17 protein-coding genes are annotated in these 13,265 nt (G+C 59.6%); 3 read left to right on the plus strand and 14 right to left on the minus strand.

Annotated elements, in window-relative coordinates; genetic code table 11:
* Window positions 1–192: 192 nt before the first annotated feature.
* Window positions 193–795: a hypothetical protein gene (locus WH50_RS15330; protein WP_133251338.1), complete on the minus strand. Its 603-nt coding sequence runs from the start codon at window positions 793–795 to the stop codon at window positions 193–195.
* A gap of 99 nt (window positions 796–894) precedes the next feature.
* On the minus strand, window positions 895–1,200 hold the full coding sequence (locus WH50_RS15335; RefSeq protein WP_133251339.1) for a hypothetical protein: 306 nt from the start codon (window positions 1,198–1,200) through the stop codon (window positions 895–897).
* A 178-nt stretch (window positions 1,201–1,378) separates the two neighbouring features.
* Between WH50_RS15335 and WH50_RS15340 the strand changes: the two genes are divergently transcribed.
* Window positions 1,379–1,735 (plus strand): carbon storage regulator, encoded by a 357-nt coding sequence (locus WH50_RS15340; protein ID WP_165838443.1) that lies wholly within the window; start codon window positions 1,379–1,381, stop codon window positions 1,733–1,735.
* Between the two features lie 242 nt (window positions 1,736–1,977).
* On the opposite strand, the gene WH50_RS15350 is transcribed toward WH50_RS15340, so the two are convergent.
* Entirely contained in the window at window positions 1,978–2,448 is a 471-nt protein-coding gene (locus WH50_RS15350; protein ID WP_133251340.1) for a hypothetical protein, read from the minus strand.
* Between the two features lie 222 nt (window positions 2,449–2,670).
* Between WH50_RS15350 and WH50_RS15355 the strand changes: the two genes are divergently transcribed.
* The gene (locus WH50_RS15355) at window positions 2,671–2,997 is read left to right on the plus strand and encodes a hypothetical protein (protein ID WP_110188096.1); all 327 of its coding nucleotides are present in this window, start codon (window positions 2,671–2,673) and stop codon (window positions 2,995–2,997) included.
* Between the two features lie 24 nt (window positions 2,998–3,021).
* Here the strand turns inward: WH50_RS15355 and WH50_RS15360 are convergent, their stop codons facing one another.
* Entirely contained in the window at window positions 3,022–3,936 is a 915-nt protein-coding gene (locus tag WH50_RS15360) for a hypothetical protein (protein WP_133251341.1), read from the minus strand.
* 299 nt (window positions 3,937–4,235) lie between these two features.
* Here WH50_RS15360 and WH50_RS15365 point away from each other — a divergent pair, with 299 nt between their 5' ends.
* Window positions 4,236–4,535, plus strand: a complete 300-nt coding sequence (locus WH50_RS15365) for a hypothetical protein (protein WP_110188098.1) — start codon at window positions 4,236–4,238, stop codon at window positions 4,533–4,535.
* Window positions 4,536–4,716: 181 nt separating this feature from the next.
* On the opposite strand, the gene WH50_RS15370 is transcribed toward WH50_RS15365, so the two are convergent.
* The 10 genes from WH50_RS15370 to WH50_RS15415 all read right to left on the minus strand — a co-directional run bounded on the left by WH50_RS15370 (window position 4,717) and on the right by WH50_RS15415 (window position 13,066).
* On the minus strand, window positions 4,717–7,641 hold the full coding sequence (locus WH50_RS15370) for a conjugative transfer ATPase (protein ID WP_110188099.1): 2,925 nt from the start codon (window positions 7,639–7,641) through the stop codon (window positions 4,717–4,719).
* A gap of 16 nt (window positions 7,642–7,657) precedes the next feature.
* Window positions 7,658–8,185, minus strand: coding sequence for a TIGR03751 family conjugal transfer lipoprotein (locus tag WH50_RS15375; RefSeq protein ID WP_110188100.1), 528 nt, complete (start codon window positions 8,183–8,185; stop codon window positions 7,658–7,660).
* 13 nt (window positions 8,186–8,198) lie between these two features.
* Entirely contained in the window at window positions 8,199–9,716 is a 1,518-nt protein-coding gene (locus tag WH50_RS15380; protein WP_110188101.1) for a TIGR03752 family integrating conjugative element protein, read from the minus strand.
* 3 nt (window positions 9,717–9,719) lie between these two features.
* Window positions 9,720–10,703 (minus strand): TIGR03749 family integrating conjugative element protein, encoded by a 984-nt coding sequence (locus WH50_RS15385; protein ID WP_110188102.1) that lies wholly within the window; start codon window positions 10,701–10,703, stop codon window positions 9,720–9,722.
* On the minus strand, window positions 10,700–11,338 hold the full coding sequence (locus WH50_RS15390) for a PFL_4703 family integrating conjugative element protein (protein ID WP_110188103.1): 639 nt from the start codon (window positions 11,336–11,338) through the stop codon (window positions 10,700–10,702). The genes WH50_RS15385 and WH50_RS15390 overlap by 4 nt, the downstream gene beginning before the upstream one ends.
* 84 nt (window positions 11,339–11,422) lie before the next feature.
* Window positions 11,423–11,845 (minus strand): TIGR03750 family conjugal transfer protein, encoded by a 423-nt coding sequence (locus WH50_RS15395; protein ID WP_110188104.1) that lies wholly within the window; start codon window positions 11,843–11,845, stop codon window positions 11,423–11,425.
* 9 nt (window positions 11,846–11,854) lie between these two features.
* On the minus strand, window positions 11,855–12,235 hold the full coding sequence (locus WH50_RS15400; RefSeq protein WP_110188105.1) for a TIGR03745 family integrating conjugative element membrane protein: 381 nt from the start codon (window positions 12,233–12,235) through the stop codon (window positions 11,855–11,857).
* 50 nt (window positions 12,236–12,285) lie between these two features.
* Window positions 12,286–12,528 carry a TIGR03758 family integrating conjugative element protein gene (locus WH50_RS15405; protein WP_110188106.1) on the minus strand — a complete coding sequence of 81 codons (243 nt, stop codon included), beginning with the start codon at window positions 12,526–12,528 and terminating at the stop codon, window positions 12,286–12,288.
* On the minus strand, window positions 12,518–12,700 hold the full coding sequence (locus WH50_RS26375; protein WP_110188107.1) for a hypothetical protein: 183 nt from the start codon (window positions 12,698–12,700) through the stop codon (window positions 12,518–12,520). Before WH50_RS26375 ends, WH50_RS15405 begins: the two co-directional genes overlap by 11 nt.
* 6 nt (window positions 12,701–12,706) lie before the next feature.
* Window positions 12,707–13,066 (minus strand): integrative conjugative element protein, RAQPRD family, encoded by a 360-nt coding sequence (locus WH50_RS15415; RefSeq protein ID WP_110188108.1) that lies wholly within the window; start codon window positions 13,064–13,066, stop codon window positions 12,707–12,709.
* Window positions 13,067–13,265 lie beyond the last annotated feature (199 nt).

Here is a 13,265-nt window from a genome sequence, read left to right on the forward strand (position 1 = left end):
AATCACGAAATACGGATACCCGATTTTTCTTGTTGTGGTCAGAGGCATATCGTGACCTCCCTGACAGGGATAGTGATACCACCCCTGCAGGCGTCATGGAACTGGCACAAGGGACAGCCAGCCAAAACAACACTGCCAGGATCAACCTGGCAGTGAGACACCCTATTACAGTACACACAAGGCTCAGCGACCTCAGCCCAGCGCCTTCTTCACCCGGGCTTTCAGGGCCGACTCCAGCTGGCTGACATTGGCACCGGCAGGATTGCGATACGTCATGGTCAGGGCCGCTTTGCCTGACCCCAGCTTGTCGATCACCATATCCAGCACAATGTCCTGACCGCTCACGGTCGCATCACTGCGCATGTGATACGTCACGCCCGGCGTAGCCTCATAACGCCAGCCAGCGTCCTGCATTCTCATACGGGAGGCCAGGTCACCACGGGCAGCCCTCAGCTCCTCTGGGGACTGAAAACCAAACTCTCGTTTCATCCGAATAAACACCAGATCCACATCCTGATTCACGGCCATACTCACCACATGGCGGCCTTCGGAATAGGGCGCGTTGTTCGGGGCACCCAGGCCGATGCTGCGCGGACCACTGCTATCCGTGGTGGTCCCTGAACTGACAGACACAATCCCAAACGGATCCTTGAAGCAGGTGACGCAGCTGCCATCCTTGGTATACAGATCATTGCAGCCGGCTAACAATCCCACCGATGCCAACACCATCACACCCATCCCTGCCTTCACCCTGGCGGTCATCACACCCACGCTGCACTCCTTATTGATTGTCATTGAATACACCCAGTTGACCTGCCACAGCCGACTGTCCCTGTCAGTGCCGACCACTGACATCCCCCTTCACCTTACTACTGACGCCGTACTGAGACCGACTTACTGAGGCCGGCTGGCCATTTCCTGCTCGGTCATGTGCCCTATGGCCATGTCGATAATATTGCGACAGCCACGCCGCTTGGCGGCCTGATAGGCTTCCTCCAGCGCCACTGTTTCCGACGTGGCCAGCACGGTGACATGCACCACCCCCACTGCCACATCCAGCACGGAGCAGGGGTACTCGTGGCGGTAATCCGGCACCGGGGGCACCGGGCTGACCTTCTTCACTTCACCTGCAGCGGGTGGCGCCGTGCGCTCACCAAACAACGGCACCACAACACCGGGTCCACCGGGGCGCTTACTCACCATCCTCTCCTTATTCAGTTCATGGCCCAGACTCATTCCAGGCCGTTTCAACATGCCCCCGCCACATTGACAGGGCAGGGCAACCCCTCAACAATATTCAGGGCCAGTCTGCGGCTTGTTGGAAACAGGCAACACAGCAGGTGGCAGGCTGGCACTCGACTTATCCAGGATGGAACCCATGTCCCGCGCTTCTCATCGCTCTACGACCCGGATGGCCTTTGGCCTTATCCGCTACCTGATCACCATCAAGCAGAGCCCGTACTTTCAGCAGACCCTGCTCAAGGCCCAGTGGCATGGCCACCTGATCCTGACCCGGAATCGCGGTGAACGTATCATTATCACCCAACCCGATGGCCACCAGATCATCCTGCTGGTCTACGATGTCAAAGACACCGAATCGCAGCAGCAGGTATGGATCGGCGTCGAAGCGCCGCGCCATATCGCCATCCGGCGCCCCGAGTGCTACGCCCACCGCAACAGGCAATACCTGAGCCGTCTGGCCCACACCTTCTGCCACACATCAGCCATCGACTGACTGCCTCAGCGCCCCATGACCGTTCCCAGTCATTTCCACACAAAGACTGCCTCAGTCTCCCTACCACCACGTACTGCCACAGCCAGGCTGGCCTGCCACTGATTCAGCCAGCCTTGTACAGCGGATCCGCACCAAACACTTCTTCAGGTGCCTCTGGCCGCTCGGCCCGTCATCCCCCGACCCAAGCTGCAACGCATACTCAATCGCTGCCACAGCCGCCTCCACTGTCTCTCTCATCGAGGTCATGCCTTGTTCGCCTCTGACACAGCGGCCCGTTTCAGGCTGGTCATGGGCAGCTTGTCACCGTGCTGGTCCCACCAGCGATCCATTTCCTGTGCAACCCGCTGGGCCACAGGAGACTGCCAGGGCCGCACTCCCCACCACCCCACGAAGAGCAGGAGGGCACTCCCGATCCAAAAAGCCCCTGCCGTTGCCCAGGTCAACCCGCCTGCTGCCAGCAGTTCGCCATCAGCAAACAGGGCATCAAGGATCACCAGCCATCCGACCAGCGCGACAGCGTACACCACGCCACAAAGAAACAACCTCAGCATCAGCCACCACACCAGCGACCCCACCGAATACCATCTCAAGTCACGCCATGCCTGCTGGTAGTGCCATGCCCGGTACGCCTCCCGTTTCTCCCAGAAGTTCTCCGGTGTCACGTCCTCCAGATTCCGCATGGCCTCATTCACGTCGTTGGTTTCCTGTGTCATTCCGATCATTCTCCTTCACTTTGTCACGGACGGTATTCCGCCATCCTGCCAAAGCCCGGAAGCGGCCACAGCAAACAACCCTCACCACCCCGAAGAGGGTTTGCACGCGCCGTGGCCATCATCACCCCTGCGACCAAAGGGGGAGAGCAGGGCGGGAACTGCACTGCAACAATATGATACTCAGCTGTTACATACGTTACGCATTCACCACCGGACGGACCCATGTCACCGAACACCGCACACCCTGCCAGCCCACCTCAACAGGACGCACAGGACTACACCACCTACCAGGACTGCCTGGAGGCACTGAAGCAGACAACCCTCACACGGGGAATTTACTGGGCCAGCGGATGGCTGCTAGTAGCCCTGGTGGTACTGGCCAGAGGGGTACTCTGCGATACAGACGGCGTTAACCTCACCGGTTTCTGGAATGAAGGCAACATTGCCTTACTGCTGCACGGGGTGGCCATCGCCCACCTAATCCGAACCTACCTGCGTATTACCGAACTGGAGCTACTGCCCAAAGAACAACTGTGCCAGCAGTGTTGAACCTCACCACCGGGGGACGTTCACTCACCCTGTCGGACTGATCAGCCCCTGCGGAATCAACACATCAAACACCTGCTGTTCAAGGCCGCACTGTAGCCCCAGATTGACCATGGCCAGTGCCGACAGACAGATATAGGCCTCCTCCTCATCCCGGCCACTGCACAGCGCCCACTGATAATGCACGGCCAGCTGCCCCATCAGACCGGCATTAAAGGTGTCCTGATCCTGGTTCAGCACCCCGAGCAGCGCCCAGGCCATGTTCACCAGCCCCTGATAGCAGCCGGACAGGGCCGGATCCCCCGGCAGTTGCCCCATGCCCAGTTGCAGCACCTGCCGGGCCATGCCCGTATAGCCCGCCAAACAGGCACCCATGGCCTGTAGAAGACTGTCGGCCATACCATCCAGTACCGGCACCTGATGCGTCAGGCGAGGAGTAGCGGTCGGGTACTGCTGCAGAATCTCCTGCAGTAGCGCACGATCACCGGCAGCCAGCGCGCACACCCCCAGACGCAGTGCATCACAGGCCGTTGCGCCCTGGATGAGCGCGTCATCAGCCGATGCCGCCTGAGCCATGTGCAGCGGCTGCAAACCATACTGACAGGCCCGTTGCCAGTAACAGCGGGCCATCTCCCAGTCCCCCATCAACGCAAAGCCGGTCCCCAGGGTTTCCGCATCCAGCGACGTGGCCACGTACAACAATTCCGGCGCCCCAGGTTCCAGTGCCGCACGGTGCCGGGTCAGCCGTTGCTGAGCCTGACGCAACCACTGCGTCAGCTGGCTGAGAGTAGGGGAGAGACGCAGTATTCCTGCCCCCTCCGGTGACGTCGCAGACGACGTTGACCCGGCACCGTCCAGCGACAGCACCGAACGCATCCAGGCAGACAGCGAAGGGGGCTGATCACCCATAGCAGCAGGAGGAGAGACAAAAGCAGAAGACATAGACACCATAACCATCCCTGGGCAGTGTGAAAATTAACAACGAAGCTGGACGACACCAGCTATCGAATCGATTGCCTACTAAGTAACCAGTGACGCCCGGCAGTTCCGGTTTATGACAGGGGGATGTCGCTTTGATGACGAAAGCGAAAAAACAGGCAGGTCAGACACCCATAAAGACAGGAAAGGCATGGCCACGCTGGATCAGCCACCAACCCTCTGTGCCGTAGCGAGAGTTTGCTATCGCACAGACCTGCCTGTTTGCCCACACTGCCCACATCAACCCCGATCAGGAGACCACCATGTCCGAACTGGACCAGGCCCAACGTAATCCCGCCACTCTGGCAGAATCACCCCTGGCACCGTCCTCACCGCCCAGCCAATGCTGTGACGAACCCCTGCTGTTTGCCATGCGTGACAACTACCATGCCTTCTCCATGCCCCTGACTACCATCATGGGCTGTGTGGCCATCGCAGAGGCCCGTGGCATTCTGCCACCGCTGCCGGAGTCCTGGTGGATCGAAGTGCAGAACCAGTATCAGTGGCCGGTAGCACAGTGGCGCCAGGCAGGCCTGGCCTCACTGGCCCCACCCACGCCCTGACCACCAACAACAAAGGGTGACCTGCTCACGCACCGTCACCCTTTGCAGCCCCTCCACGTTATCCAGCCCCTCAAGGCTCTCTGCCAGCCCACCCACTGCCGCAGTCGGGCTGGTGTGCAAACTGCTCCAGCCAGCCGTGCTACGGAGTGACTGCCACTCCTGCCGATAGGGCTGCGCACTCTCAGTACGGATGGGGATACCAATCCGGTTTTTGCGGCGAATAGATCCCATCCGGGTTTAACTGATGGCAGAGCCGGGCACTCATCCCCGCACTGCTGTTTTCCCCCAGACCCCGCGCCTTATCCAGCTTCTGAGCAACCATCAGAGCCGCCTCCAGCTCAGAGACACCGTGCTCATCCATCAACCCCTTACGGGCTTTCTTTTCCTCCTTCTCTGTCATCCCCAGCGCCAGATACAAACTGGGCGGGACTGAGCGGAACAGCATCTGCAGATTCTTGCTGAGCACCACCCCTTCGGTGTACTTGTGCTTTTCCTTCTGGGCGGACAACACCAGGTGTTTTTGATCGGCACTCAGTGTCTTGAAACGGGCCACCTGCTCCACCTCGGCAGGCTCCATCACCAGCAGTACCCACCATTCACAGAGGCCCAGCAGTTTCTTGGCAAAATCAGGGAAGTCGTCCATGTTCTGGGTGGCCAGCCACAACCAGGCCCCCAGCTTTCGCCACATCTTGCCGATCTTGGCCACATAGGGAGCCAGTAGCGAGTTGACCGTCACAATGTGCGCCTCATCGATGGGCACCACGATCTGTCGCCCTGAGAACTGATCACGCTCGGCAATGTTGTTGATGTGGTTGAACAGCGAGATCAGGGCCAGGGACAGCTGCCCCTCGTAGCCTTCACGCGACAACGTGGCGAGATCCACCACAGTGACGTCCACCTCTGGCCAGGGCGTCCCCTCCTTGGCAAACATCTCCTCCTCAAACGAGCCCGGTGCGCACATCAGGTCAAGGGCGTCAGCCATGCCCTCAATGCGCAAGCGGCGAGTCTCTGACTGATCCGGGTCACGTGACATCGCGCGCATCGCCCGCTGCAGATCCGGGGCGGTCATCTGCCGCTTCTCGGCATACGCCTCTTCGGCAGCCTGCTGAATAGCACGGCGCACAGCAGAACGATCCTGGCGTTTATATTCCCTGATTTCCTGCTCTTCGCCGCCGGTGATCATCAGTCGTGCTGCGACTTCCATTTCACCCAGCACATCCCGCTGCGCATCGCCTTCGTCATCATCACTGTCGTCAGCCTCATCATCGCTGATGTCATCCGGGTCATAGCTTCGGCCTGACTCGAACAACAAATGGCTGTCGGCAAAGGGGTTCAGTCGGACGCCTGAGCCTGGCTTGAGGGACACCTTATTGACGCTGAGCCCCAGTGACTGGCAGTAATCCGCAAACAGCCCAAAGCTGTTACCGGCCTCGATCAAAAAGATGCGCGGACGATGGATCGCCAGTGTCTGTGTCAGCATCGCTACCAGGGTGGCTGACTTACCGGCCCCTGTCGGTCCCAGCAACAGCATGTGTGCGTTTTTTGCCCGATCAGCGGTGGAGAGCATATCAAAGGTGAGGGGGCCGCCACCCCGGTTAAACGCCGTGAAACCGGGATTGCCGGTACCGACTGCGCGGCCAAAGATGGGCACAATCGAGGCCAGATGATCGAAGTACGCCAGATTGACATACCAGTGCTTGCGGTCCTCTGCAGGCTTATAGTTCATGGGCAACCAGCGCAGATAGCTGTTGAGCGGCGCCACCTCATGGCGGGGGTCTACCATCTCAATACCGGCGGTCTGCGTGACGGCAATGATCTGGTTAGTCCGCTCGTTTAGCTGGGCCATGTCCTTGCCGCGCACGTAAAACGCCAGACTAAACCGGCACATTTTGTCGCCAGCCAGCAGCTTACGCTGCGCCACGTCGCACTCTTTACGTGCCGCTGTTGCATCATTGGAATGGCCGGATGAGCTGTCACGGATTTTATCGATATGGGCTTCGATGGAGTCCTGCGGCGTGATCACCATGGTCATTGCCATGATGGTCGACTCCGGCAGTGAATCGAACAGCGAATTGACCATGCGGCCACGTCGCAGCTCCGCCGTCAGGATGCCAGGGCGAGGAACCTGCTTGAAGCGGTTCATCATGATCACGCGGTGAGGCATACGGTCAAACAGCCACACACCACGCTTAACATCCGACGCCGGATGCGAATACATCAGGCACTCGGCAAAATCATCCAGCAACGGACTGCGCCCCTCGGGGGGCTCTTCATCGACATAATGTGCCAGGCGTCCCAGTGCCTCCGTATCCCCCTCGGTCAGGGTAGGGCAGGGATTGAACCAGGGCAGCAGCCACTGAAACACACTGCGGCCATCGCAGCGCTGGACATCGATCCCGATGGACTCCAGGTTCGCCACCAGACGGGCACAGGTGTCATTGATGTCCTGTACCGCTGCCTCAAATTCCTCCTCGGTCGAGCGGCCCTTGAGGTCAAAGCTCGCCTCAAAACGCCGGTATAACACCAGACGAGTCCGGCGGATCTGACCGCGCCAGGGGTTGCGCGTCACTGCGGTGTCCTCAAACAGTCCGCCGGGCTTACTGATCCCCCGCAAATGGTTTTCCATCTGCCTGAGATAGGCCTGGGTAAACTCGGTATCCGCAATCATGGGATCGATATAGGCATCGAGATGTTCCAGGTACGAGCTAAAGCTGGTTTCATCCTGGCAATACAACTGCACCACCCAGGGCTCCACGTCATGTTCATCAAACGACGACTGCAGTACCTGCTGCACCTGAAAACGGACGTTTTCGATAAACGCATCGTCACGTCCTTCGGTGATCACGGGTTTGATCTCAAACACCACACCGACAGAACTGCCATCCTCCAGTTCAAACACCTGATGCTTACGGTTGTAATCCACCCAGGGCAGCAGATCGACAAACGAGGCAAACTCCTGCCCCTGATTCATAAACGCCCGCTCTTGGGCGATGGTCATGTTCGAGCGCGAAATCCGCTCATGCTGTGACCCGTCCGCAAGGGTCACGACATGCTGACCGTCACCCTGCAGCGCGAATATGTCCCGCACTTTCTCCATGATGCCCATGTAGCTCTCCTCGCTATCAGTAATCGCCCAGGCGTTCGCCGGGCATCGCGTACTGGATCCGCGAATAGAACGGGATCACCGTGGAATAGCCTGGAATGGGGGCCGGCTCATTACCTGCCAGGTGGGGCGACACATACACCACCAGATCCGGGTTGGGCAGGCGTGGGAACTGGCTGACAATTTCATTGGCCGCTGTGCGGGTATAATCCCCGTTCACCTCCGCCACACGATTGCCCCAGGCCTGCCGGGCGACCATCACCTCGGCAGTGGGTTTGCCTGCCGTGGCCAGGGCCTGCTGGTCATAAATACCGTCACCCAGCGGGCGACGCAGTGACGCGCGGGCATCCATCAGCTGACGCTGATTCGTGCTGGTACCGCCCATCCCGCTCAGCCCTGCGGTATCGATCCACTGACCGTGATAGATATCCATCATGGTCGCCCCATTAGTGGGAAACATCTTGTCTTTGGAGGTCGAGCAGCCGGTCATTCCCACCACCGCGACCATCCCCAGTACCGCCATCCATTGACCTGCACATTTCATCATCACATCCTCTCCCTTAATCCAGCGAACCAGAACGGCCACCCGCCCCTGACAGATAACTGACCTTGCGACCATTGAGCTCGTAGTCGATCTTGAGCTCCCGTGTGATATGCAGCGCCACCGACTGACCCGGCGGCACGTAGATAGCATCAAAGGTCTGGCCGTAGCGCTGAGCGACCCATTCGCTCACCTTCTCCAGGCCGCCGGCGATGCCGCTATTCAGCGCATATTTACCCGCATCGCCTGTGACGGCAGTGACCACCGCATCCGTCCCGGTGACCGACGTGGTCTCCGACTGGGCAGAAGCGGAGGCCGCTGCGGTGGCCATCCCTAAACCGAACTGAGTCGACAGGTACTCCATGGCATTGGATTTTTTCTCACCGGAGATACAGGGGATGCCGTAAGGGTCCGACAACCAGCCCAGACTTTGTGTCGCTCCCTGCGCACCGGCACCTGACGCCGATGAGCCGTTGCCCTGACTTTGCCCGCCTTCTTCGCTCTGGCCGTTGATAGTGCGAATGGTGCCGTCGGTGAAAACGAACGTGATGGAGGTGATGGAGCCACGAACACAACTCAGCACCCAGTCGCCCGTGGCCACGCCAGACACGACGGCCTGCGCAACATCAGGCAGCTCGATGCCGTTGGCCATCAGGTTGTCTGAACCAATGATGATCTTGAACGGATAGGGATCCTGCACCGATCCATTAATGGGAATACGTCCCAGCAGAGCGGTCATCGATACCGAGCCCATCAGGGTGGCGTTCTCTGCAATGGTGTACACCGGCACAGCGTCCTCCTCGGCAGCACTCCCCAACACCTGAGCCGCTGCACCGTTCGTGGCACTGTTAAGTGAGCTCAGCCCCTTATCAGCCAGCGAACCCACCTCACTAAACGACGAGGGGAAGCTGAACTGGCTGCCCGTGCTGGACACCATGCCGTTAGCGTCAGTCTTACGCATGTCTTGCGGCTCCACCCACATATAGGTTTCCCCGGCAATGGTTACGGTGCCACCCAGCCCCCCTAAACCCGCATCCGCAGGCAGCGACACGGAGCCCGCGCCCCCCATGGAAGAGCCTGTGCCGTCACTGCCCACCGCATTCAGCTGGCTGGTGACCGTGTTCATACGGTTCTCGAACTGGGACAGCTGTTCACCGACCTGTCCCATCAGCTCGTTCTTCGCCGATGCCAGCTGGCTGGAGACGGCGCTACTGGCCGCCCCCTCCATATCGCCGGCTTTCTGCCGTAAGGTGCCGTTTTCATCCAGCAGCTGCTGCATCAGCTGGTTGGATTTCGACTGTGAATCGCGCATCTGATCAATCTTGGCCACCAGTGCCGAGACCGTATCCTGAGCGCCGTCCATGCCCAACCGCTTTTTCTCTTCGGGGGTGAGCTCCCGCACGGTGGTACTCGGTGTCGCCTGTGCATTGGATTCACCGTCTTCACCCTGCAGACCGGAATAACCGATGGCGACCGCACCGATCACCGCAGCAGGGATGATCACCTTCAGTAAGCCGTTGCTTTTTACTGCGGCCATATTTCATTGCGCTCCTTTGGCTGGGCGGTAGGGCAGGGGCAACAGGGCAGACTCCAGTCCCTTGCCCTGCGTCACCAGATACGCCGTCGTGGTATCCTCGGCACTACCTGCCGGCCCCAGCGTCGGATGCTGAAAGGCGATGCTATACAGATCCCCGTTCAGCAGCCGGGGGTCGAGCAGGACCGCACAGGGCGCACGGTTGATCAGGCGCACAGCGGTGACGGTGTAATCAGATAATTTCCACGCTGCGACGGCACGGGCATCGACATCGAGCGAGGGCAGCAGCGACCCCAGCGGGCCTTTGGCGCGCACCGGGACGGCGCTCACACCAGGCAGTGCCTCGACGGTACGTAGCGGGGCATACATGTTCTGCGCGGCATAGCGCGTGAGGGATATCGGGACCGGCGTCCGTGTCGTGGCATCCGTGCGGCCAATGCGGCCGGCTACCGCATCATCGGCTGTTGGGCGCGGGACGGCGGGAGCCGCTGCGCTGTTCGCTGACGAACCCGACGCACGAGCAGACACGGCACCCGCGCCGGCACTGCCCGGCAGGCCATCACTGGCGTAGCTGGACGCCAGCCCTGCCGTGATACCAAAACTGCTCAGGTCATCCCCGGCCTCGCCATACAACACCTTCATCGGCTCATAGGCCGTGCTATTCGCGGTGACTGCCGCCGCGTCCTGCGCGGTCACATCCAGCAGAATAATCTCGCCGGTTTCCACCACTTGCAGCGGAATACGGGTTTCGGGAAACGCAGACGCTGCCTTGAGGTACAGTGCCCCACCGGCAATCTGTACCCGCAGGGTATCGGCCAGGGCCACCGGCAGAGCCAGCTTCACATTGCGATCCACATACACAATACGTTCCTGGCCTACGGCCAGCGACGTCTTAATCGGCACCCGGTTCCAGTGAACCAGTTCTACGGCGGACACCAGCGGCGATAACACCAGCCCCACCATCAGGCCACCCCAATGCAACAGCTTCATTTCCCTTCCTCCATCACACTGCCATCCAGTCGCTCCGGCAATGAGTCATAACAATCCAGGGCCAGACCAAACGGGTTGGCTTCAGGATTCATATCCCAGCGCACCACTTTCAGTGGATGGACCATGGCCAGCTTTTTGACGGATTCGCCATGGACGCTTTCGGTCAGCATCAACTCCAGATCCACCACCCAGTGGTCACGGTCTTTGATATGGACACGGTCGTCCGATACCCCCCGGCCCGGAATCTCGGCGACCGAACGAACACGATCCGTCAGCTCCTGACTCCCCATTCGGCGCTGATAGTCGCTATCCAGCCAGGCCTTGCACGATGGCGTGAAATAGGCGCGCAGCGTCTCGATACGCTCGCGGTAGTCACTCTCCCCATCACGGGGCCAGTAGTTCAGCTGCTGAAAAATGTACAGCGCAAAGCTGTAAACCGTGCTCGGTGGCACCTCCCACCAGGCGCGTGTCGATCCACTACGCAGATCGGGGGGATTGTGAACCGTCAAATGACGGGGCGCGGTATACCAACCCCAGGAGGTCCAACCTGCCAGGGCGGCGAGCAGTACAATCACCAGTCGCAGACTGCTGATGTGCGAGTCACGTGATGACAGCGCAGTGCGATGTCGGCTCATAAACACTCCAGAGTGAAATAGGAACACAGCGTGAGAAGAGGGCGGCGAGTCGTGAGCGTCGTATCTGAGAGGTATCCAGGGCCATCAGTCGAGCCTGTCCTGGCGTTTCCGTCTTAATCGGCGCTGCACCCTCTCGCGGCGGAGCCACCAGGTCGCATCCTGATCGATCAGTGATGCCTTACGAAAAAACAGGCGACTGACACTGCCGTGATGCAGCCGCCACTCCAACATGCGGTAAAACCAGGCACCGGGCTTATTGCGTTTGGCTGCCGCCAGTCGGTCACTGCCAAAACGCAGGGCCAGATAGCCGCATAACGCCATACTGGTAGGGATGGCTGGCAACTGACCTGGCAGCAGCAGAACAACGATGAGCACCCCCAGCACCAGACCGACGACCACGCCGCTACCGATGACCAGTAACAGCTCGTTGTTGGTTAGCCCACGGATCACCGTGGGCTCCCGATTCAGCCGCTCAGGCAGGTAGCGTGCATCCTCGTTTTTATTCACGACTCAGCCTCACGCGAGAATGGCGGCGGCTTTGTTGGCCAGGTAAAGCACCAGAATCACCAGTGCGACCCCCATGCCGGCGACCAGACCCAGCTCACTGAGTTCAGCCTTCTGCATACGCCAGGCCTTGTAGGTTGCTATCGTATTGGAACCCACCGACAGAAATGCCCAGGTCGCCAATCCCAGACCCACTACGATCAAAGCGTCATAGAGATAGCCTTTGAAGGTGGCCAGGTTGCCACCGTCGGTGCCTGTGGACGGCGCCTCCATTTTGGGGAGCGCCGCCCAGGCGGATGACGTGAGCAAAAGACTGGCCACCACCACATACGCCTGCATAGCCGCCTTACCCATGCGTCCATACAGGGAACGCGCAAAACGAAACAACATCATGATGTACTCCTTACTCCCACTACTTGTGGGTGAGGGTGGCTCCTGCCACCTCACGCCTTGTTGAAAAACCACGTCAGAATCAGAAAAAGGGTCACAACGCGAAGCACCTTCCACTGAACCTTGTCCCAGCGTTTATCCCGATCCATACCGGCAGTTCCCTGCCAGATAGTGATCAGCACCCAGCAGGACCACAGCAGATAGAGGGTCAGAAACCCGCCGACGAAAAGGAGGTAGCCCGTTGCAGGGCTATCTCCGCCCGCGATCTTGAACGCGGCCAGCTGCTTATCGTCCATGGCCTACTCCTGCTTGCCGCGCTGATCCAGCCCCTTGGGATACTCGCGCAATGTCCTCATGGCGCCCCGCCGTCCGGTCACGCTCTGCGTGTTCGGCGCGCTGCAGAATCAACTGGATGCTGTCCAACTGTTTCCGGACCAGCGCAAAGGCCTTCTGCTGTTTTTCATCCATGACGACCTACTCCTTGCCGCGCTGATCCAGCTGATACGACCCGCTCAGCTGGGAGGCATCACGGGGCTGTGCCCGCGACGGTGCCAGGTACTGGCTGATCCCCTGGGATACCCGCGCAATGTCCTCCCGCGCCCGGCTGTACTGGAACGCATAGCGCCCCGCCGTCCGGTCACGCTCTGCGTGTTCGGCGCGCTGCAGAATCAACTGGATGCTGTCCAACTGTTTGAGGACCAGCGCCAGATCCTCCTGCTCCGCAGAGGACGCCGCCGACACAGACAGCGAGGTCAGCGCGATCCCCACTCCCAGGTAATAGGGCAGCGGCTGGGGTGGCCATCGGGACAAACGTAAAAGGAATGCCAGTTTCATCAGCAACACCTGTATAGGTTGGAACAGGTGTATAGATTGACAGTGGTAGGGAGATACAAGCAGCAACAAACCCTCACTACTGCGAGAAGGGTTAACGACAGGAAAAAGGCGAGGGGAACCGGGGCAAAAATAAAAAAGGCCTGGAAACCAGGCCGAGGTGTGAGCGCACGTGAAAAGGTATCAAGCCATGAAGCAAAAA

Origin of the sequence: Pokkaliibacter plantistimulans, assembly GCF_003194385.1 — a bacterium.
Taxonomy (GTDB): domain Bacteria; phylum Pseudomonadota; class Gammaproteobacteria; order Pseudomonadales; family Balneatricaceae; genus Pokkaliibacter; species Pokkaliibacter plantistimulans.

What these genes read in the sequence shown, in the direction of transcription:
- WH50_RS15390 (WP_110188103.1), bottom strand. Translation starts at nt 11,338, where the DNA reads ATGAGCCGACATCGCACTGCGCTGTCATCACGTGACTCGCACATCAGC.
- WH50_RS15385 (WP_110188102.1), bottom strand. Translation starts at nt 10,703, where the DNA reads ATGAAGCTGTTGCATTGGGGTGGCCTGATGGTGGGGCTGGTGTTATCG.
- WH50_RS15400 (WP_110188105.1), bottom strand. Translation starts at nt 12,235, where the DNA reads ATGATGTTGTTTCGTTTTGCGCGTTCCCTGTATGGACGCATGGGTAAG.
- WH50_RS15415 (WP_110188108.1), bottom strand. Translation starts at nt 13,066, where the DNA reads ATGAAACTGGCATTCCTTTTACGTTTGTCCCGATGGCCACCCCAGCCG.
- WH50_RS15405 (WP_110188106.1), bottom strand. Translation starts at nt 12,528, where the DNA reads ATGGACGATAAGCAGCTGGCCGCGTTCAAGATCGCGGGCGGAGATAGC.
- WH50_RS15330 (WP_133251338.1), bottom strand. Translation starts at nt 795, where the DNA reads ATGACAATCAATAAGGAGTGCAGCGTGGGTGTGATGACCGCCAGGGTG.
- WH50_RS15340 (WP_165838443.1), top strand. Translation starts at nt 1,379, where the DNA reads ATGTCCCGCGCTTCTCATCGCTCTACGACCCGGATGGCCTTTGGCCTT.
- WH50_RS26375 (WP_110188107.1), bottom strand. Translation starts at nt 12,700, where the DNA reads ATGGATGAAAAACAGCAGAAGGCCTTTGCGCTGGTCCGGAAACAGTTG.
- WH50_RS15370 (WP_110188099.1), bottom strand. Translation starts at nt 7,641, where the DNA reads ATGGGCATCATGGAGAAAGTGCGGGACATATTCGCGCTGCAGGGTGAC.
- WH50_RS15375 (WP_110188100.1), bottom strand. Translation starts at nt 8,185, where the DNA reads ATGATGAAATGTGCAGGTCAATGGATGGCGGTACTGGGGATGGTCGCG.
- WH50_RS15380 (WP_110188101.1), bottom strand. Translation starts at nt 9,716, where the DNA reads ATGGCCGCAGTAAAAAGCAACGGCTTACTGAAGGTGATCATCCCTGCT.
- WH50_RS15350 (WP_133251340.1), bottom strand. Translation starts at nt 2,448, where the DNA reads ATGACACAGGAAACCAACGACGTGAATGAGGCCATGCGGAATCTGGAG.
- WH50_RS15360 (WP_133251341.1), bottom strand. Translation starts at nt 3,936, where the DNA reads ATGTCTTCTGCTTTTGTCTCTCCTCCTGCTGCTATGGGTGATCAGCCC.
- WH50_RS15365 (WP_110188098.1), top strand. Translation starts at nt 4,236, where the DNA reads ATGTCCGAACTGGACCAGGCCCAACGTAATCCCGCCACTCTGGCAGAA.
- WH50_RS15355 (WP_110188096.1), top strand. Translation starts at nt 2,671, where the DNA reads ATGTCACCGAACACCGCACACCCTGCCAGCCCACCTCAACAGGACGCA.